We start from the raw sequence: 19,207 nt of genomic DNA on the forward strand, positions 1-19,207 counted from the left end.
CGGCCCGGTCCCGTCATGCCAGCCGCGTGCCCGGCGTCCGGTGGGTGCCGCGCACGAACTCGGCCCCGCTGCTGACGCCCCCCTTTCCGGCGCGGCGCAGCGCGCACAGGTGCACGGCGCCCTCGCCGCAGGCAACCGTGCCGTCCGTGTCGAGGAGCGTACCCGGAGCGCCGGAGCCCGGCACGGCCTCGGCCGAGAGGACCTTGACGCGCTCCGGGCCCTTGCCGAAATCCGCCTCGAAGAAGGCGCCGGGGAAGGGCGACAGGCCGTTGACGTGGTCGGCGACCGCGTGGGCCGGGCGGGTCCAGTCGATGCGGGCCTCCTCGTTGGTGATCTTGTGGGCGTAGACCACGCCGTCCTGGGCCTGGGGCGTGAAGGCGAGCGTGCCCCGCTCCAGATCCCGGAGCGCGCGGGCGATGAGGTCGGCGCCGAGCGGCATCAGCGCGTCGTGGAGTTGCCCCGCCGTCATGCCGGGGGTGATGGGAATCCGCGCCTCCAGCGCCACGGGGCCGGTATCGAGGCCGGCCTCCATCCGCATGATGCCGACGCCGCTCTGCGCGTCGCCGGCCATCACGGCACGCTGGATCGGGGCGGCGCCGCGCCAGCGGGGCAGGAGCGAGCCGTGCAGGTTGAGGCAGCCGTGGCGCGGCAGGTCGAGGATCGCCTGGGGGAGAAGCAGGCCGTAGGCGACCACCACGGCGACATCGGCCCCGTGGCCGGCGAAGGTCGCGGCAGCCTCAGGTCCCTTCAGGCTCGCGGGTATCAGCACCGGCGCGCCGAGGCTCTCGGCCATCGCCTGCACGGGGGAGGGCTTGAGCGCCATGCCGCGTCCGGCCTTGGCCGGCGCACGGGTGTAGACCGCCGCGATGGCGTGGCCGTCGGCGGCGAGGCGCGCCAGGGTCGGCACCGCGAAATCCGGCGTGCCCATGAAGACGACGCGCATGGCTCCTACTCCCGAAGCCGGCTCAGACGTCGCCGCGCTTGGCCGCCTTGGCGAATTTCTTCACCACCCGGTCACGCTTCAGCTTCGACAGATGGTCGATGAACAGCACTCCGTCGAGGTGATCGATCTCGTGCTGGATGCAGGTGGCCAGCAGGCCGTCGGCCTCGATCTCCTGTTCCGTGCCGTCGAGGTCGCGGAAGCGGACGCGCACGCGGTCGGGCCGCTCGACCTCCCCGTAGAATTCGGGGATCGACAGGCATCCCTCGTCGTAGATCCGCTTCTCCTCCGAGGCCCAGACGATCTCGGGATTGAGGAAGACCTGCGGCTGGCGGTCGTTCTCGTTCTTCGAGGTGTCGATGGTGACGATGCGCTTCGGTACGCCGATCTGGATCGCCGCGAGGCCCACGCCGGGAGCGTCGTACATGGTCTCCAGCATGTCGGCGGCGAGCGTGCGGATCTCGTCGGTCACCGGGCCGACCGGCTCGGAGGCAAGGCGCAGGCGCGCGTCGGGCAGGATCACGAGGGGGCGGATGGTCATGGGGCGATCGGACTTGCAACGGGTGCGGGGCGGGCGGCGGCCTTGAGCCCCCGCAGATACGGGCGCGCCGGAGTCCGGTCAAATACCGGCTCCGCGTGGTCCGGAGTCAGAACGGGGTTCGGCTGCGGATCGCGGCGGTGAGGGTGCCCTCGTCGAGGTAGTCGAGTTCGCCCCCGACCGGGACGCCATGGGCGAGGCGGGTCACCTTGAGCCCGTGCGCCTTCAGGGATTCCGTGACGTAATGGGCGGTCGTCTGCCCGTCGACGGTGGCGTTGAGGGCCAGGATGATCTCCCGCATGGCCGGGTCGGCGGCGCGGGCCACGAGGCTGTCGAGGTTGAGATGCTCGGGCCGTACGCCGTCGAGGGCCGAGAGCACGCCGCCGAGGACGTGGTAGCGAGCCGTCACCGCCCCCGAGCGCTCCAGGGCCCAGAGGTCCGAAACGTCCTCCACCACCACCAGTGTGGCCGGGTCGCGGCTCTCGTCGCAGCAGATCGTGCAGGGGTCGCGCGTATCGACGTTGCCACACGCTTGGCACACGACGATCCGCTCCGAGGCCACCCGCATCGCGTCCGCCAGCGGCGCCAGGAGCGTCTCGCGCTTCTTGATGAGCTGCAGGGCGGCGCGGCGGGCGGAGCGAGGTCCCAGACCCGGCATACGGGCCAGAAGCTGGATCAGGCGCTCGATCTCGGGACCGGCGACGGCTTGTGCCATGGACGCAAATTCTCGTGACGGTTGGGACACCCACGCGGCAGATTACGGAGCAGGCGGGCGGATGGGACGGTACGGCGGTGCCGAACGGGTGCGACCGGCTCTTCAGCCTCGTCCGAAATAGGGTTTCCGGCCCGAAATTTCGCCCCCCGGCGTCGCGAAAACGCGGCGAAAGAACCTGCCGCACCGGCCTGCTTCCAAGGAGACTTCGTCGTTCATCCGGTTCATGTAAGTCTTTTTGTTGGCTGACAAGCGGATTGACGGCAAATCGTCCGTCTCTATGCAGGAAGGGCGCGGCTTTCGAGCGGTGAACCTGCGCGCGGTGGACCTGACCAACCACGCGGACGCTCGAAAGCCGAACGACGTCGGAGAGCCGACGGCTCCCGGTGATGGGTGGCGACGCGATCAGGTGCCCGAGGAGAGATGAGCGTGACCAATATCGGCGAATTCAATGCAGCGCACGGTTCCGAAGCCATCGGGCTGCGCAACCTGAAGGCGGTCCACTGGAACCTCGAGGTTCCCCGCCTCTACGAGGAAGCCCTGGCCCGCGGCGAGGGACAGCTCGCCCGCGGCGGCGCCTTCGTGGCCACCACCGGGTCCCACACCGGCCGCTCGCCCAAGGACAAGTTCGTGGTGCGCGACGCCGCCACGGAGAACGAGATCTGGTGGGACAACAACGGCGCGATCACGCCCGAGCAGTTCGAGACCCTGTACGCCGATTTCCTCGCCCATGCGGAGGGCCGTGAGCTGTTCGCGCAGGACCTGCGCGGCGGGGCCGACCCGTCGCATGGCGTCAATGCGCGGGTGTACACGGAGCTCGCCTGGCACTCCCTCTTCATCCGCAACCTGCTGATCCGGCCGGATCGCGCGTCCCTTGCGGACTACGTCCCCGAGTTGACGATCATCGACCTGCCGAGCTTTCAGGCCGAGCCGCACCGGCACGGCTGCCGCTCGAAGACGGTGATCGCCATCGACTTCGCGCGCAAGCTCGTCCTCATCGGCGGCTCGGCCTATGCCGGCGAGATGAAGAAATCGGTCTTCACGTATCTCAATTATGTGCTCCCCGGCGCTGGCGTGATGCCGATGCACTGCTCGGCCAACGCGGCCCTCGACGAAGCCGGCGACTCGGCCCTGTTCTTCGGCCTGTCGGGCACCGGCAAGACCACCCTCTCGAACGATTCCTCCCGCCAGCTCCTGGGCGACGACGAGCATGGCTGGAGCCAGGACGGCATCTTCAACTTCGAGGGCGGCTGCTACGCCAAGACCATCCGTCTCTCGCGCAACGCCGAGCCGGAGATCTACGCCACCACCGAGCGCTTCGGCACGGTGATGGAGAACGTGGTGATCGACCCGGAGACCCGGGTCCCGGATTTCGACGACGCCTCGCTCACCGAGAACACCCGCTGCGCCTACCCGCTCGACTTCATCGCCAATGCGAGCGCGACGGGACGCGCCGCGCACCCCAAGAACATCGTCATGCTCACCTGCGATGCCTTCGGCGTGATGCCGCCGATCGCTCGGCTGACCGGCGCCGAGGCGATGTACCACTTCCTCTCCGGCTACACCGCCAAGGTCGCCGGCACGGAGCGCGGGCTGACCGCACCGGAGGCGACGTTCTCGACCTGCTTCGGCGCGCCGTTCATGCCCCGCCACCCCAGCGTCTACGGCAACCTGCTGCGGGACCTCATCGCCCATCACGAGGTCGATTGCTGGCTCGTGAACACCGGCTGGACCGGGGGCGGCGTCGGCACCGGGCGCCGCATGCCGATCCGGGTCACCCGCCGCCTGCTCACGGCCGCCCTGGACGGCTCCCTGGCGCATGTCGAGTTCCGGCGCGATCCCTATTTCGGCTTCCGGGTTCCCGTCGCGGTGCCGGGCGTCGAGACGGATGTGTTGTCTCCGATCGAGACCTGGACCAACAAGGCGGCCTTCCACGAGACCGCGACGCGCCTCGTCACGATGTTCCAGGAGAACTTCAAGCGCTTCGCCGCCCACGTGGACGCGGAGGTCCGCGCCGCCGAGCCGGTGCTCTCCGCGGCCGCCTGAGCGCCGGCCATCCGGGGCGCGGCGCGTCCGCGTCCCGGCACGGGGTCCGATGGGGGCGCTACGGTTTCGGGGTCGCTCCGCGCGCGGGATCCTCGTCGCATAGGACATCGTCGCACAGGACCTCGGGGGCATTCACCCGCGCTTCGCGAAAGAGGACGCCGACTTCGTTCCCGCTGGACCAGATCGTCTGCGCCCGGTAGGCGGTGTCGCCCGGGTCGAGGAAGAGGTCGAAGCTGTCCGGGACCTCGACCTCCGTGCAGAAGGCGACGCGGGCCCCGATGGGCGACAGGTTTCGCACGAGGCAGGGCGTCGTCTCGGCCGATGCCCCGTCGAGGGCAACACGACCGGACAGATGCGTCAGGGCCCGAACGGCGTTGCGATGCTCATCCATGCCTGCAACAGACACGGGCATCCGTTAAGACAGCCCGACTCCGATCGGTGAAAAGCGGGGCTATCGGCCGTAGACCGGTTGATGGCGGAGCAGATCGTGTGTCGAACCACGGATTCGGCGCGCCGGAGTGCCGGACGGGGCCCGCGCGGGATGGCTCAGGCCGCCTCGCGCACCATCGCCTGGCGCACCTTGAGGGCCAGCTGCTCCAGGGTATAGGGCTTGGCCAGCAACTGTACGTCGGCGTCGACCAGCCCGTTATGCACGATGGCGTTGCGGGTATAGCCGGTCGTGAAGAGCACCGGCAGGTCGGGCCGGCGCTCGTGGACGGCCTGGGCGAGCTCGCGGCCGTTGACCTCCGGCATGACCACGTCGGTGAAGAGCAGCGCGATCTCGGGATGCGTGTCGAGCTTCTGCAGGGCGTCCTTGGCACCCTCCGCGTGGATCACGGTGTAACGCAGGTCGCGCAGGGCCGCGACGGCGAGGTCGCGCACCCCGTCCTCGTCCTCGACGACCAGGATCACCTCCCGGGCCGAGCCCTCCGGGAGCATCGTCGGCGTGACCCGCGCCATCTCGGCGGCGTCGCCGAGATGGCGCGGCAGGTAGAGCCGGACCGTCGTTCCCCGCCCGGGTTCGGAATAGATCGCCACGTGGCCGCCGGACTGGCGGACGAAGCCGTAGACCTGGCTGAGACCGAGCCCGGTGCCCTGTCCGACGGGTTTCGTCGTGAAGAACGGATCGAACGCCTTGGCGGCGACGTCGGGCGGCATGCCGCCGCCGCTGTCGGTGAGGGCGACAAGGACGTATGGGCCGGCCGGAACGCCGGGATTCCGGGCGGCATAGGTCTCGTCGAGATGGACGTTGTCGGTCTCGATGACGAGTCGGCCACCCTTCGGCATCGCGTCGCGGGCGTTCACCGCGAGGTTGAGAATCGCGTTCTCCAGCTGGTTGGCATCGGCCTTCGTGGTCCAGAGGTCGGGGGCCGCCACGGTCTCGATCCGGATGGATTCGCCCAGGCTGCGGCGCAGCAGGTCGGACATCGCGGCAATGAGGCGGTTGCAGGCGATGGCCTCCGGGGCCAGGGGCTGCTTGCGGGCGAAGGCGAGCAGCCGATGCGTGAGGGTCGCTGCCCGGTCTGCGGCCTTGAGGGCCTGCTCGGCGTAGCGCTCCACCGCCCGCTCTCCGCGTTCCAGGCGTCGCTTGAGGAGGCTGAGATTGCCGATGACGATCGCCAGCATGTTGTTGAAGTCGTGCGCGAGGCCGCCGGTGAGCTGCCCGAGGGCTTCCATCTTCTGGGATTGGCGCAGCCGATCCTCCAGCATGTCGCGGGTGGCGGCGGCCTCGATCAGGGACGCGTTCGCCTCCTGCAGGGCCGCGTGGGCGCGAAGGGTCCGCTGATGGCGCCGGCTCGCGTCGATCACCACGTACGCGCCGAGGAGGACGATGAGGACCACGGCCGCCGCGACGGCGAGCTGCACCTGGCGGGCAGCCTCGCCCGCCTGTTCCTGTCGACTGATCAGGCGGCGATAATTGTCGGCCTGCGCCTCACCGAAGAGCGAGCGGATCTCGTCCATGAGGTGCTTGCCCTCGCCGGAGCGCATGCGCGCCAGGGCCGCTTCCACCTGGCCGGTGCGGCGCAGGGCGACGGTCTCGCGCATCTCCCCGAGCTTGGCCTCGGCGGCGCGGCTGAGCCGGGCGATGATCGCCGACATGCCCGGATTGCGCGCAACGGCTTCCGCGATGGTGGACAGGCGGCCGGGCGTCCTCGCGCCGGCTTCCTCGTAGAGCTTGAGGTAGGTCTCGTCGCCCGAGAGGAGAAACCCGCGCTGTCCCGATTCAGCATCCTGGAGGCCGGAATACAGGGTGAAGATGGCGTCCCGGATGCGGACGCTGCGGCGCAGTTCGGCTCGGTTCGCATCTTGCTCCGCAACCAGATTGGCTGTCGCAGCAGCTGTCGCGATCAGAAGTAGAAATCCGATGATGAGAGGCGCAATGTCCCTGAAGCGTCCAGGTACAGCCTTGGGCTGTATCGGCGTAGCCCGAGGAAGATGCGCATCAAAGTTCATGATCCAGCCGGCGGGAGAACGTTGGAGCCCCAACGTTCCACTCCGACCAGCCTATGGCAACGCTTCGGCGACCAAATTGTGATCGATGTTGCCGAATTGCCGGGTTGACGGTCTCAGAACAACTTCATGCCCGGCGGGATCGGCAGGCCCTTGGTGAGTTCGGCCATCCGCTCGGCTGCAACCTGTTCGGCCTTGCCGCGGGCATCGTTGACCGCCGCAACGATGAGGTCCTCCAGGATCTCGCGCTCGTCGGCCACGAGCATGGCGGGGTCGATCTGTACACCCTTCACGAGGCCTTTGGCCGTCATCGTCACGCGGACGGCGCCCCCGCCCGACGCACCCGACACCTCGACGGTGTCGAGTTCGTCCTGCAGGGAGGCCATTTTCTCCTGCATCGCCTGGGCCTGCTTCATGATGCCCATGAGGTCGCGCATCGGGTCTGCCCTCTCTGTCGTTCCGGAACCGGGATGGATCACATCTGGGGCGCCACGGCCCCGGAAGCTATGTCTCGTCGTCGGGCTCGTCGGTCTCGGCCTCGCCGGTAGGCGCGGCCTCGATCGCCGGCGATCCCTCGGGCGCCTTGTCGCGCACGTCGACGATCTGCGCTCCGGGAAACCGGGCCAGGACCTCGCGGACCAGGGGATGGGCGGCGGCGTTCTGGTGGCGGGTCTCGGTGGCGGCGCGCGCGGTGGCGTCGAGGGTCGGCTCGCCGGCCTCCTTCGACAGGGCGACGATCCAGCGCCGGCCGGTCCAGGCGTCCAGGGCGCGGGCGAGGTCGTTGGCGATGCTCTGGCGCCCCCCGTCGGCGAGGCGGAACTCGATGCGCCCCTCCTCGAAGCGCACGAGGTGGACCTCGCGCTCCAGGGCCATCTTCAGGCCGATGTCGCGCTTGGCATCGGCCAGGGCGACGACGTCGGTGAACCGGAGGAGGCGCGGCCCTTCGGGCTGCGGCGCGGGAGCCGGGCTCGCGAGGGCGGGGCGCGACCCTCCGCCATTGACCGCCATGGTCAGGGCCGGGCGCGGCGGCGGCGCCTCCCCGGAAAAGGTCGGGATCGGTGGCAGGGCCGGGCGGTTCTCGGCCATCGCGGGGGCCGGCGACGGCGACGGGGACTGGGCGAGTGCCTGGGCCGCGGCACCGGAGGCCGCCGCGGGGCCCGTCAGGGCCTGGGCCTTCATCTGGCGCAGGGCCTCGTCCGGGGTCGGCAGGTCGGCCGCGTAGGCGAGACGCACCAGGGCCATCTCGGCCGCCGCCAGCGGGCGGGTCGCCGTCTGCACCTCGGGGATCGCCTTCAGGAGGATCTGCCAGGCCCGCGACAGCACGCGGACCGAGAGTGTCTTCGCGAACGCGCTCCCACGCGACCGCTCCGCTTCGCTCAGGGTCGGATCGGCGGCAGCCTCGTCCGGCACCAGCTTCAGGCGGGTGACGAGGTGGGTGAAGCTCGCGAGGTCGGACAGGATCACGGCCGGGTCTGCGCCGGCCTCGTACTGCCCGCGCACCTCCGCGAAGGAGGCCGGAATGTCGCCGCGCATCACCGCCTCGAACAGGTCGACGATGCGCCCGCGATCGGCCAGCCCCAACATGTCGCGCACGCTCTGGGCGCTGACGAGGCCGGCCCCGTGGGCGATCGCCTGGTCGAGGAGCGAGAGCGCGTCGCGCACGGAGCCCTCGGCCGCCCGGGTGATCGCCGCCAGCGCCTCCGCGTCGGCCTCGACGGATTCGGCGGCGCAGATCCGGGCGAGGTGCCCGACCAGGGTTTCGGCCTCGACGCGGCGCAGGTCGAAGCGCTGGCACCGGGACAGGATGGTCACCGGCACCTTGCGGATCTCGGTGGTGGCGAAGACGAACTTGGCGTGCGGCGGCGGCTCCTCCAGGGTCTTCAGGAAGGCGTTGAACGCCTTCTCCGAGAGCATGTGGACCTCGTCGACGATGTAGACCTTGTAGCGGGCCGAGACCGGCGAATAGCGGATGCCGTCGATGATGCCGCGCACGTCGTCGATGCCGGTATGCGAGGCGGCATCCATCTCCAGCACGTCCATGTGCCGGGATTCCATGATGGCCTGGCAGTGCCGGCCGAGCTCCGGCATCGCGATGGTGGGGCCGGTATCGGGATGGCCGTCGCGGACGTAGTTCAGGCCGCGGGCGAGGATTCGGGCGGTGGTGGTCTTGCCGACGCCGCGCACGCCGGTGAGCATCCAGGCCTGGGGGATGCGGTTGGCCGCGAAGGCATTGGCCAGAGTCCGCACCATGGCGCCCTGGCCGATCAGGTCGTCGAAGTTCTGGGGCCGGTACTTGCGCGCCAGCACCCGATAAGGCGTGGCGGCCGGGGTCGGCTCGGGAAGGCCGGGCAGGAGCCCGGCATCGCTCAGAGGACCGGAGGTCGCGTCCATGCCGCCTTGCTGGGTTGGTGCGGCTCCGGTCGGAGGGTGCCGCCACGCGAGCCCGAGGCATCGATCGAGGTGGGAGGCTGGACGAAGACCCGCTCGGTCTCGTTAGGGCTGCTTCCTTCCGGACCTGACCCGGTTGGCGAGTGAAACGTCCCTCGCCAACCTCCCGAGGGCTATATGGCCGCCGCGCGCGACGGATGCAAGCGGACTCCGGGTATTCCAAGCGGCCTCTGGGTATTCCAAGCGGCCTCCGGGTATTCCAACCGGACTTCGCGCCTCGGAGGGCGACTCCCGACAGGCCGGTGCGGGCAGGGCGGGGAAGGCGGCCGCGGTGTGCCCGCAAATCGCCCGATCCCTGCGCCAACTTCCGCGTCCTGTCCTGATCGATGACGAGGGAGATGCCGATGACGCGGCGGTTCGGCTTGAGACTGATGGTGTCCACCGGCCTCGTGGCGGGCCTGATGGCGGCATCCGCCGCGCCCCAGGTGCCGGGAGCTTGGGCCGGGCGTTACCTCTACGAGCACGATGGCGGGCGCACCGTTGGCGGGTCGCCGATCGTCGTCACCTACGACCTCGACATCGCTCCGGGACGCGGCAACCGGGACTGTCTGCTGCGGATCGAGGGCTTCCAGACCGACGAGACCATCGTCTGCAAGGCGAGCGGTACGGACGAGCGCTTGTCCGTCGCCTTCCACACCTTCGGCGATGGACGGACGGTCAACGCCTACGGCACGCGGCTCTACGATGTCGGGACGAACCTGTTCGAGATGCGTCGGGGCGGCGATACCGTTCTGACGCAGTGGCGGGCGCTCAATCCGAGCGGTGCCGGCTCGGCCGCGCCGGCCGGCACCTATTTCACCCGCAAGGGCTGACCGCCGGAGCAATGCTCCGGCGAAAGGTCACTGCGGAGTGCGCAGGACTATTCGGCCTTGCGCTTCACGATGGCGAAGGTCTTGGGGTCGAGCTCTAGGTCGAACTGCTTTCCGTTGGCGTCGATGGCGTCGTCGACCTCGATCTCGTCGTCCTCGACCTCGATCTTCTTCCACTTGGTGAAGCCTTCCTGCTTCAGGACGGCCTCGATCTTGGTCTGCTCCTCCGGGGTCGGCTTCCGGTCGGCGAAGGCGGAGCCGGTGAAGGCGAGGCCGAGGGCGAGGGCGGCGAGGCCCGTGAGCTTGATCGACATGGTGTCTCCCTGCTGTGTCGAGGAATGTTTCTGACCTCCATCGAACCATTCAGCCCGGATGAGGTTCCTCTCGACGTCGCGCGATGGCTGCGCCCAGAGGTTGTATCCGGGGACGCCGCCCCCTAGGGTCGCCGGATCTTTCCGCCCCGAAGGTCGATCCAGCATGGTCACGCGCGTCGCCACCGTGGCGTTCGAGGGCATCGAGGCGCGGGCCGTCGATGTCCAGGTTCAGATCGCCCCCGGCATCGTCGCCTTCACGGTGGTGGGCCTCGCCGATAAGGCGGTGGCGGAATCCCGGGAACGCGTGCGGTCGGCCCTGATCGCCTCCGGCCTCGCCCTGCCGGCCAAGCGCATCACCGTCAATCTCGCCCCGGCCGACCTGCCGAAGGAGGGCTCGCACTACGACCTGCCGATTGCCCTGGCGGTGATGGGCGCCATCGGCGCCCTGCCGGCGGATGCGCTCGCGGGCTACTGCGTTCTCGGCGAACTCGCCCTCGACGGCACGATCACGGCGGTGTCCGGTGTGCTGCCCGCCGCCATGGCCGCCAGCGCCCTCGGCCTCGGCCTGATCTGCCCGGCCGCGACGGGGCCGGAGGCCGCTTGGGCCGGCGGCGACCTCGACGTGCTGGCGCCGCGCTCGCTCATCCAGCTCGCCAACCACTTCAAGGGTACCCAGGTCATGGCCCGGCCCGAGCCGGCGGTGGCCGCGCCGGGCGCCGCCCTGCCGGATCTGCGTGACATCAAGGGTCAGGAGGGCGCCAAGCGCGCCTTGGAGATCGCGGCGGCCGGCGGCCACAACCTCCTGATGAACGGGCCCCCGGGGGCGGGCAAGTCGATGCTCGCCGCGCGGCTGCCCTCGATCCTGCCGCCACTGGCACCGCGGGAGCTCCTCGAAGTCTCGATGATCCAGTCGGTGGCGGGCGAACTGAAGGGCGGAGCCCTTTCGAACCGGCGCCCGTTCCGGCAGCCGCACCATTCCGCCTCCATGGCGGCCCTGGTCGGCGGTGGCATCAACGCCCGTCCGGGCGAGGCCTCGCTGGCCCATGGCGGCGTGCTGTTCCTTGACGAATTGCCTGAGTTCACGCCCCAGGTCCTCGATTCCCTGCGCCAGCCGATGGAAACCGGGACGATCATGATCGCGCGGGCCAACCACCGGGTGACCTACCCGGCCCGCTTCCAGCTCGTCGCCGCGATGAATCCCTGTCGGTGCGGTCAGGCGCTGGAGCCGGGCTATGCCTGCCGCCGGGGGCCGAACGAGCGCTGCGTCGCCCAGTACGGCGCCCGCATCTCCGGGCCGCTCCTCGATCGGATCGACCTGCGCATCGAGGTCGGGGCGGTCACGGCCGCCGACCTGATCCTGCCGCCGCCCCTGGAGGGCTCGGCCGAGATGGCGGCGCGTGTGGCGGCCGCCCGCGCTCTGCAGTCCGCGCGCTACGCCGCCTACGATCCGGACGCCACGTTCACCAACGCCACCTGCCCGCCGCCGGTGATCGAGGCCGTGGCGGCGCTGGACCAGGAGGGGGCCGCTCTGATCCGTTCGGCCGCCGAGACCATGCGGCTCTCAGCGCGCGGCTTCCATAGGACCCTGCGCGTGGCCCGCACCCTGGCCGACCTCGACGGTGAGGCCCGGGTCCGCCGTATCCACCTCGCCGAGGCCCTGTCCTATCGCGGGCGATCGGACCAGCCAGCAGCGGCATGACGGCGCCCGGAGCCCCTGTCCGGTCGCGGTCAAGCCCCCGGAGGCCTGGGCGCAGGCGCCGGGGGGGGGCGGCGGTGCGCTCGACCCGATGCCTTATTCGGCGGCTTGGCGCGCGGCGTAGCCGAGGCGCCCGTTCAATTCCTCGATCAACTTCACGGCGGCCTCCGCGATGACGGTGCCGGGCGGAAAGATCGCCGAGGCGCCGGCGGCGTAGAGGGCGTCGTAGTCGCCGGGCGGGATGACGCCGCCGATGACGATCATCACGTCGCCGCGGCCTTGCTCGGTGAGCGCGGCCTTAAGTTCCGGCACCAGAGTCAGGTGACCGGCGGCCAGCGACGACACGCCGACGATGTGGACGTCGTTCTCCACCGCCTGCCGGGCGGCCTCCGCGGGTGTCGCGAAGAGTGGCCCTATATCCACGTCGAAGCCGAGATCGGCGAAGGCGGAGGCGATCACCTTCTGGCCGCGGTCGTGTCCGTCCTGGCCCATCTTGGCGACGAGGATGCGCGGGCGGCGCCCGTCGTTTTCCTCGAAGGTCTCCACGAGCTTGCGAACGGTCTCGACCACCGGCGACATGCCACCCACCTCCCGCTTGTAGACGCCCGAGATCGAGCGGATCTCAGCCCGGTGACGGCCCCAGGCCGTCTCCAAGGCGTCCGAGATCTCGCCCACCGTCGCCTTGGCCCGCGCCGCGTTCACGGCGAGTTCGAGGAGGTTGCCCGTCCCCCGCGCCGCTGCCGTCAGGGCCGCCAGGGCCGCGTCGACCTCCGCCTGGTTGCGCTCGGCCCGGAGCCGTTTCAGCTTGTCGATCTGAAGGGTTCGGACGTTGCCGTTGTCGACGCGCATCAACTCGATGGCGCGGTCGTCGTCGGGCTTGAACTTGTTCACGCCCACGATGGTCTGGCGGCCGGAATCGATCCGGGCCTGGGCCCGGGCGGCCGCCTCCTCGATGCGCAGCTTCGGGATGCCGGCCTCGATGGCCTTGGCCATGCCGCCCAGTTCGTCGACCTCGCGCAGGTGCTCCCACGCGCGGGCGACGATGTCCTGGGTCAGCTTCTCGACGTAGTAGGAGCCGCCCCACGGATCGACGATGCGCGTCGTGCCACTCTCCTGCTGCAGGAAGAGCTGGGTGTTGCGGGCGATGCGGGCCGAGAAGTCGGTGGGCAGGGCCAGCGCCTCGTCGAGGGCGTTGGTGTGCAGGGACTGGGTGCCGCCCTGCGTCGCCGCCATCGCCTCGATGCAGGTGCGGGTGACGTTGTTAAACACGTCCTGCGCGGTCAGCGACCAGCCCGAGGTCTGGCTGTGGGTCCGCAATGGCAGCGACTTGTCGCTCTTCGGCTCGAATTCCTTGACGAGCTTGGCCCAGATCAGGCGCGCGGCCCGCATCTTGGCGATCTCCATGAAGAAGTTCGTCGAGATCGCCCAGAAGAACGACAGGCGCGGGGCGAACTGGTCGATGGTCAGGCCGGCCGCTAGGCCCGCCTTGATGTACTCGACCCCGTCGGCCAGCGTGTAGGCGAGCTCGAGGTCGTTCGTCGCCCCGGCCTCCTGCATGTGATAGCCGGAGATCGAGATGGAGTTGAACTTCGGCATGTTCTTCGAGGTGTAGGCGAAGATGTCACCGATGATCCGCATCGAACCCGCCGGCGGGTAGATGTAGGTGTTGCGGACCATGAACTCCTTGAGGATGTCGTTCTGGATCGTGCCGGCGAGCTTTTCCGGCGGGACGCCCTGCTCCTCGGCCGCGACGATGTAGAGGGCCAGGATCGGCAACACCGCGCCGTTCATCGTCATCGAGACGGTCATCTCGTCGAGCGGGATGCCTGAGAACAGCGTCCGCATGTCGTAGATCGAATCGATCGCCACACCGGCCATGCCCACATCGCCCGAGACGCGCGGATGGTCGGAATCGTAGCCCCGGTGGGTTGCGAGGTCGAAGGCCACCGACAGGCCCTTCTGCCCGGCGGCAAGGTTGCGCCGGTAGAACGCGTTCGAATCCTCGGCCGTGGAGAAGCCGGCATATTGCCGGATCGTCCAGGGCTGGGTCACGTACATCGTCGGGTAGGGGCCGCGGAGGTAGGGCGCCACGCCCGGATAGGTGTCGAGGAACTCGATGCCTTCGCGATCCTCGGGGCCGTAGACGCCCTTCACCGGAATGCCCTCGGGCGTCATCCAGGGCTCGCCCGTGGGCGGCACCGGAGCCGGCACGGCATCGGCCGCGTAGGGAACGGTCGCGAAGTCTGGGATGCGAGACGTCATGGGCTCTGGCTCGTGCGGCGGCGGCGTCCCGGCATTATAGGTACGCGCGCAATCTGGGCTACTCCTAACCGGACTTCGCCCGGATGGGGGCGGCAAAACCGTCACTTTCGCGCAAGCGGCCGGCAAATCTTTTCGGGCCGCTGCCAAAACTTTCTTGTCGGAGGGCCCTACTCGGCGGCCATCCGTGAGGGGGCAAGACCCCGAACCTCGGCGGCGACGGCCGCCACGACGCTGCGCAGGTGCCAGACCAATTCCGAGAAGCCCGGCGTGATCGCGAGGCTCGCCTCGTTCATGTAGAGGCCCCGATTGATCTCGATCTGCAGCGCGTGGCGCTCGACGTTCGGCTCGCCGTAGTGCTCGGTGATGAAGCCGCCCGCGTAGGGCTTGTTGCGCAGAACGCGGTAGCCGCGGGCGCGCAGGTGGTGCTCGAAGGCGTCGATCAGGATCGGCGCGCAGGCGGTGCCGAAACGGTCGCCGAGGATGATGTCGGCCCGCGCCGCTTCGTCGCGCCCGAGGCTCGACGACGGCATCGAGTGGCAGTCGATCAGGATGGCGTGCCCGAACTGGCGCGCCGTGCGCTGGATCAGGCTGCGGAGCGCGCGATGATAAGGCTTGTACAGGGCCTCGATCCGCTCAACCGCGGCCGCCACCGGCAGACGTCCGCGATAGATCTCCTGACCGTCGGCCACGAGGCGTGGGATGGTGCCGAGGCCGCCCGCCACCCGCATGGAGCGGGTGTTGGCGAAGGCTGGCAGGCGTCCGTCGAACATGCGCGGGTCGAGTTCGTAGGGCTCGCGGTTCACGTCGAGGAAGGCCCGCGGGAAATGCGCCCGCATGAGGGGCGCCCCGAGATCGACCACCGGGGCGAACAGCCGGTCCACGTGCGCGTCTTCCGAGCGCCGCAGCGCGAGCCCGTCGAGGCGCGAGGCGGCCAGGAAGGCCGGCGGGTAGACCGTGCCGGAATGCGGCGTGTTGAAGACGAAGGGGAGGGTATGCGCCGTCGGCTCGTCCACCGTGAAGGGCGGATCGAAGGCTGCCGCCCCGGACGCTTCGGGGGTCTGGAACGGCTCTGTCATCGCGGCGCGGGCGCCTCGGTGCGGACGGGACAACGCATCGCCCCACTTTGCGGGTTGCCGACTCGCCTGTCCAGCAGGACGGGCGTGCCGCGAGGCCGCCGCTCGTGCCGTTGGACACCCCCGCCCCGACGGGTCGGCAACGTTCTGTTTACCAAGCCGGTGCTTTGTGGAAAGAACACGTCGAATCAAAGGTACGGGACGCTGCTCGATGAAGATCCTCCTGGCGGAAGACGACAACGACATGCGCCGCTTCCTGGCCAAGGCGCTGCAGAACGCCGGCTACGACGTGCTGTCGTTCGACAATGGGCTGTCGGCCTACAATCGCCTGCGCGAGGAGCCCTTCGAGCTGCTCCTCACCGACATCGTGATGCCCGAGATGGATGGGATCGAGCTGGCGCGCCGCGCCACCGAACTGGACCCGGACATCAAGGTGATGTTCATCACGGGCTTCGCCGCCGTGGCTCTGAACCCGGATTCGAAGGCCCCCAAGGACGCCAAGGTCCTGTCGAAACCCTTCCATCTGCGCGATCTCGTCAACGAGGTCGAGAAGCTGCTGGCCGCCTGAGCGTAACCGCCGACACCCCCACCGGATCGAGGCAGTAGGAAGAGCCCGCCGGCTCGCCTATATGCTGTACGGATTGGGGTGGGGCGTTTCGACGATGAAGCCGGTCACGATCTATACAACCGCGTGGTGCCCGTACTGCTCGGCGGCCAAGAGCCTGCTGCGCGACAAGGGCATCGCGTTCACCGAGATCGACGTCGAGCGGACATCCGGCTCGCGCACCACCATGGTCCAGCGCGCCGGGGGCCGCACGAGCGTGCCGCAGATCTTCGTCGGCGACACCCATGTGGGTGGCTGCGACGACCTCTATGCCCTGAACGGCGCCGGCAAGCTCGACGCCCTGGTGGCCGCATGAGCGACGCGCCGAAATTCACGGCCGCCTGCGTGCAGATGCGCTCGGGCCGCGAGCCCCTCGCCAACCGCGACGCCGCGGTGGCCCTGGTCCGCGAGGCCGCGGATGCCGGTGCGCACTACGTCCAGACCCCCGAGATGACCTCCCTGGTGGAGCGCAGCAAGGCGAGCCTGTTCGAGAAGGTCACGGCCCAGGACGACGACCCGACGCTGGCGGCCCTGCGCGACGTCGCCCGCGTGCGCGGCATCGTGATTCAGATCGGGTCACTCGCCGTGCGCAACGGCGACAAGGTCGCCAACCGCGCCTTCCTGATCGATGCGGAGGGGGCGATCACCGCCTCCTACGACAAGCTCCATCTCTACGACGTCGACCTGCCCAACGGCGAGCGCTGGCGTGAATCCGCCACCTATACGGGGGGCGCCTGCGCCGTGGTCGCGGACACGCCCTGGGCGGCCATCGGCCTCGCCATCTGCTACGACATCCGCTTCCCGGCCCTGTACCGGGCCCTTGCGGAGGCGGGCGCCACCGTCCTGACGGCGCCGGCCTGCTTCACCAAGCAGACGGGGGAGGCGCATTGGCACGTGCTGCATCGGGCCCGCGCCATCGAGACCGGCTCGTTCATGATCTCGGCGGCCCAGGGGGGGCACCACGAGGACGGGCGCGACACCTACGGCCATTCCCTCATCGTCGATCCCTGGGGCCGGATCCTGGCCGACGCCGACGGGGACGAGCCGGGGGTGATCCTCGCCGAGATCGACCTCGCCCGCGTGGCCGATGCCCGCGCCCGCATTCCGACCCTGCAGCATGCCCGCCCCTTCACGATCGAGCGGGTGGGACGCCCTTCCTGACGCCGCTCGCACACGTCTTCCGAAAACCGTGACCCGATGATCCGCTATACCCTCGTCTGCGAGGCCCAGCACGGCTTCGAGAGCTGGTTTCCCTCGAGCGATTCCTTCGATGCGCAGGCGGCGCGCGGACTCGTCTCCTGCCCGGTCTGCGGCTCGGTCCGGGTCGGCAAGAGCATGATGGCGCCCTCGGTCGCCCGAACGGATCGCGGTTCCCGCACCCCGCCGGCGCTCTCCTCGAAGGTGGGCTCGATCCCCGCGGCACCGCACACGACGCCGCAACTGGCGCTCACCGAACCCGAGCAGCGCCTGCGCGCCCTGATGTGGGCCATGCGCGAGGCGGTGACGCGGAACGCCGACGATGTCGGAACGCGCTTCCCGGAGGAGGCCCGGCGGATCCATTACGGGGAGACCGAGACCCGAGCGATCTACGGCGAGGCCAGCTTGGACGAGGCGCGCGCCCTCGTGGACGAGGGCATCGCAGTGGCGCCCCTGCCGCCGGCCTCCGACGACCGGCATTGAGTCTCAGCGCTTCAGCGCGGCGGTTCCGGCTACCGACGCCAGGGCGAAGGCGATGAGCGCGTTCCAGCCCGCGAGAGAGATCCCGGCCAGGCGCCAGGCCGCCGTGGAACAGTCGGCCACGCGCGTGCTCTGGAGCGCGTTCAGGAAATCGCCGACGTCGGACGGATTGGCGCCCGCGCCGCCCCCGCAATCGGTGGGGCCGGCCCAGAGGCTCCACTCCGCCCCGGCGTGATAGACGCTGAGCCCGGCCCCGTAGAGAAGGCCCAGGGCGGCGAGGCCGAGGACGAGGCGGGTGGCCCGGACGGGCAGGACAAGGCCCAGGAGCGCCAACGGAATCGCCGCGTAGTAAGGAATCCGCTCCTGCAGGCAGAGTTTGCACGGCACGTAGCCGAGCCCCCACTGAAAGTACCAGGCGCCCGCGAGCGTCAGCACGGATCCGACGAGCAGGAGGAGGGCGGCGCGGCGCAGGCGCAGGAGTGAAGCGTAATCCATCTCTCTAAGATCACCTTGGTCTAGAGCAACACCTTGAACAGCACGAAGCCGAGGATGATCACAGCGACGGAGATCGCCGCCACCACGTTGAGGTGGCGGTCGAGCACCCCCCGGATCTGAACGCCGTAGCGGCCCAGAAGTCCCGCCAGGATGAAGAACCGGGCGCCCCGCGTCAGCAGCGACAGCACCACGAACCAGAACAGGTCGTAATGGGCGAAGCCCGAGGTGATGGTCACGAGCTTGAAGGGGATCGGCGTCAGGCCTTTCAGCAGGATCACCCAGTGTCCGTACTCTGCGTAGGAGGCCTGGAAGGTGGCGGCCTTGTCGGACAGGCCGTAGACCCGAAACACCCACTGGCCGATGGAATCGAACAGCAGGGCGCCGATTGCGTACCCGACGAGGCCGCCCGCCACCGAAGCCAGGGTGGTGATGAGGGCGTAGAACCAGACCCGATCCGGCCGGCTCACCGCCATCGGCACCAGCATCACGTCCGGCGGCACCGGGAAAAACGAGCTCTCGGCAAAGGCCACCGCGCCGAGGGCGTAGGGTGCGGAGGGCTTGCCCGCGAGCGCAAGGATCCACTCGTAGAGGCGACGGATCATAAAGGGGTCCGAGAGGGCTGGAGGGGATGGGCGGCGCCCTTTGACCATACGGCGCCGTCCATGGCGAGCGCTCGCAGACCGCACTGCGAAGAAAACACCACTGGCCGAAACCGGGAAGGTGTGCGATGACGCGACCGCTGCGGGCGTGGTGGAACTGGTAGACGCGCCGGACTCAAAAAGTGGTTTATCTACTATTTTACAGAAAAATGCGACGAGCCGAAAACGGTGTGTTTTCAATGGGTTGTGAGGGAAGAAAAACAGGCTGACGATATTTGGATTTCGCTCTAGGTGCAGTATAGGTGTAAAGAGCGCTTGCTAGAATCGGCGGCAAAATGCGGGTGTGGTGGAACTGGTAGACGCGCCGGATTCAAAATCCGGTTCCGAAAGGAGTGTCGGTTCGATTCCGACCACCCGCACCATTCTTTGAGACCAAGTCAACAATTAAGAGCGTGAAAGCGACGAATGATCGGCCCCCATGCGGTGGTCCAAGGGTAAAGTTAGTGCGCGGTAGGCCGCTTCACCACGGGTAGCTTGGCCGGC

19 protein-coding genes, 1 tRNA gene and 1 other RNA gene are annotated in these 19,207 nt (G+C 69.1%); 8 read left to right on the plus strand and 13 right to left on the minus strand.

The features are described from left to right. Nucleotides 1–13: 13 nt before the first annotated feature. From fmt to recR, 3 genes are all read right to left on the minus strand, one after another. The gene (fmt, locus tag ASF20_RS15985) at nucleotides 14–943 is read right to left on the minus strand and encodes a methionyl-tRNA formyltransferase (protein ID WP_056275622.1); all 930 of its coding nucleotides are present in this window, start codon (nucleotides 941–943) and stop codon (nucleotides 14–16) included. A 22-nt stretch (nucleotides 944–965) separates the two neighbouring features. Then, nucleotides 966–1,481: a peptide deformylase gene (locus tag ASF20_RS15990; RefSeq protein WP_056275626.1), complete on the minus strand. Its 516-nt coding sequence runs from the start codon at nucleotides 1,479–1,481 to the stop codon at nucleotides 966–968. A 106-nt stretch (nucleotides 1,482–1,587) separates the two neighbouring features. Beyond that, entirely contained in the window at nucleotides 1,588–2,193 is a 606-nt protein-coding gene (gene recR / locus ASF20_RS15995) for a recombination mediator RecR (RefSeq protein WP_056215269.1), read from the minus strand. A gap of 426 nt (nucleotides 2,194–2,619) precedes the next feature. Between recR and ASF20_RS16000 the strand changes: the two genes are divergently transcribed. After that, nucleotides 2,620–4,236 (plus strand): phosphoenolpyruvate carboxykinase, encoded by a 1,617-nt coding sequence (locus tag ASF20_RS16000; protein WP_056275730.1) that lies wholly within the window; start codon nucleotides 2,620–2,622, stop codon nucleotides 4,234–4,236. A gap of 58 nt (nucleotides 4,237–4,294) precedes the next feature. Here the strand turns inward: ASF20_RS16000 and ASF20_RS16005 are convergent, their stop codons facing one another. The 5 genes from ASF20_RS16005 to ffs form a co-directional block, all read right to left on the minus strand. After that, nucleotides 4,295–4,627: a hypothetical protein gene (locus tag ASF20_RS16005; RefSeq protein WP_056275629.1), complete on the minus strand. Its 333-nt coding sequence runs from the start codon at nucleotides 4,625–4,627 to the stop codon at nucleotides 4,295–4,297. Nucleotides 4,628–4,782: 155 nt separating this feature from the next. Continuing rightward, nucleotides 4,783–6,690, minus strand: a complete 1,908-nt coding sequence (locus tag ASF20_RS16010; RefSeq protein ID WP_082501369.1) for a CHASE3 domain-containing protein — start codon at nucleotides 6,688–6,690, stop codon at nucleotides 4,783–4,785. Between the two features lie 113 nt (nucleotides 6,691–6,803). Continuing rightward, nucleotides 6,804–7,124, minus strand: coding sequence for a YbaB/EbfC family nucleoid-associated protein (locus ASF20_RS16015; RefSeq protein WP_056215279.1), 321 nt, complete (start codon nucleotides 7,122–7,124; stop codon nucleotides 6,804–6,806). A gap of 67 nt (nucleotides 7,125–7,191) precedes the next feature. Continuing rightward, nucleotides 7,192–9,078, minus strand: a complete 1,887-nt coding sequence (locus ASF20_RS16020; protein ID WP_056275632.1) for a DNA polymerase III subunit gamma/tau — start codon at nucleotides 9,076–9,078, stop codon at nucleotides 7,192–7,194. A gap of 68 nt (nucleotides 9,079–9,146) precedes the next feature. After that, nucleotides 9,147–9,243: signal recognition particle sRNA small type (gene ffs / locus ASF20_RS23450), an RNA gene on the minus strand. 236 nt (nucleotides 9,244–9,479) lie between these two features. On the opposite strand from ffs, the gene ASF20_RS16025 reads away from it, so the two are divergent. Next, nucleotides 9,480–9,947, plus strand: coding sequence for a DUF5991 domain-containing protein (locus ASF20_RS16025; RefSeq protein ID WP_156389712.1), 468 nt, complete (start codon nucleotides 9,480–9,482; stop codon nucleotides 9,945–9,947). 47 nt (nucleotides 9,948–9,994) lie between these two features. Here ASF20_RS16025 and ASF20_RS16030 read toward each other — a convergent pair whose 3' ends face one another. Beyond that, nucleotides 9,995–10,258 carry a PepSY domain-containing protein gene (locus ASF20_RS16030; RefSeq protein ID WP_156389713.1) on the minus strand — a complete coding sequence of 88 codons (264 nt, stop codon included), beginning with the start codon at nucleotides 10,256–10,258 and terminating at the stop codon, nucleotides 9,995–9,997. 163 nt (nucleotides 10,259–10,421) lie between these two features. Here ASF20_RS16030 and ASF20_RS16035 point away from each other — a divergent pair, with 163 nt between their 5' ends. Next, nucleotides 10,422–11,957 carry a YifB family Mg chelatase-like AAA ATPase gene (locus tag ASF20_RS16035; protein ID WP_056275636.1) on the plus strand — a complete coding sequence of 512 codons (1,536 nt, stop codon included), beginning with the start codon at nucleotides 10,422–10,424 and terminating at the stop codon, nucleotides 11,955–11,957. Nucleotides 11,958–12,050: 93 nt separating this feature from the next. On the opposite strand, the gene scpA is transcribed toward ASF20_RS16035, so the two are convergent. Next, nucleotides 12,051–14,216, minus strand: a complete 2,166-nt coding sequence (gene scpA, locus ASF20_RS16040; protein WP_056275641.1) for a methylmalonyl-CoA mutase — start codon at nucleotides 14,214–14,216, stop codon at nucleotides 12,051–12,053. A gap of 167 nt (nucleotides 14,217–14,383) precedes the next feature. Then, nucleotides 14,384–15,292, minus strand: a complete 909-nt coding sequence (locus ASF20_RS16045; RefSeq protein WP_056275644.1) for an N-formylglutamate amidohydrolase — start codon at nucleotides 15,290–15,292, stop codon at nucleotides 14,384–14,386. Between the two features lie 208 nt (nucleotides 15,293–15,500). Between ASF20_RS16045 and ASF20_RS16050 the strand changes: the two genes are divergently transcribed. The 4 genes from ASF20_RS16050 to ASF20_RS16065 all read left to right on the plus strand — a co-directional run bounded on the left by ASF20_RS16050 (nucleotide 15,501) and on the right by ASF20_RS16065 (nucleotide 17,573). Then, nucleotides 15,501–15,857, plus strand: a complete 357-nt coding sequence (locus ASF20_RS16050) for a response regulator (protein ID WP_003603128.1) — start codon at nucleotides 15,501–15,503, stop codon at nucleotides 15,855–15,857. A gap of 94 nt (nucleotides 15,858–15,951) precedes the next feature. Then, nucleotides 15,952–16,209 (plus strand): glutaredoxin 3, encoded by a 258-nt coding sequence (gene grxC / locus ASF20_RS16055; protein ID WP_056215299.1) that lies wholly within the window; start codon nucleotides 15,952–15,954, stop codon nucleotides 16,207–16,209. Then, entirely contained in the window at nucleotides 16,206–17,054 is an 849-nt protein-coding gene (locus ASF20_RS16060) for a carbon-nitrogen hydrolase family protein (protein WP_056275646.1), read from the plus strand. The genes grxC and ASF20_RS16060 overlap by 4 nt, the downstream gene beginning before the upstream one ends. Nucleotides 17,055–17,090: 36 nt before the next feature. Beyond that, entirely contained in the window at nucleotides 17,091–17,573 is a 483-nt protein-coding gene (locus tag ASF20_RS16065; protein ID WP_056275650.1) for a DUF1178 family protein, read from the plus strand. A gap of 3 nt (nucleotides 17,574–17,576) precedes the next feature. Here the strand turns inward: ASF20_RS16065 and ASF20_RS16070 are convergent, their stop codons facing one another. Both ASF20_RS16070 and ASF20_RS16075 read right to left on the minus strand, forming a co-directional pair. Continuing rightward, nucleotides 17,577–18,065 carry a disulfide bond formation protein B gene (locus tag ASF20_RS16070; RefSeq protein ID WP_056275652.1) on the minus strand — a complete coding sequence of 163 codons (489 nt, stop codon included), beginning with the start codon at nucleotides 18,063–18,065 and terminating at the stop codon, nucleotides 17,577–17,579. Nucleotides 18,066–18,085: 20 nt separating this feature from the next. After that, nucleotides 18,086–18,667, minus strand: coding sequence for a YqaA family protein (locus tag ASF20_RS16075; RefSeq protein WP_056215313.1), 582 nt, complete (start codon nucleotides 18,665–18,667; stop codon nucleotides 18,086–18,088). Between the two features lie 334 nt (nucleotides 18,668–19,001). On the opposite strand from ASF20_RS16075, the gene ASF20_RS16080 reads away from it, so the two are divergent. Continuing rightward, nucleotides 19,002–19,086: transfer RNA gene (locus tag ASF20_RS16080), tRNA-Leu, on the plus strand. Nucleotides 19,087–19,207: the final 121 nt, after the last annotated feature.

Source organism: Methylobacterium sp. Leaf88 (assembly GCF_001422795.1).
Taxonomy (GTDB): Bacteria; Pseudomonadota; Alphaproteobacteria; order Rhizobiales; family Beijerinckiaceae; genus Methylobacterium.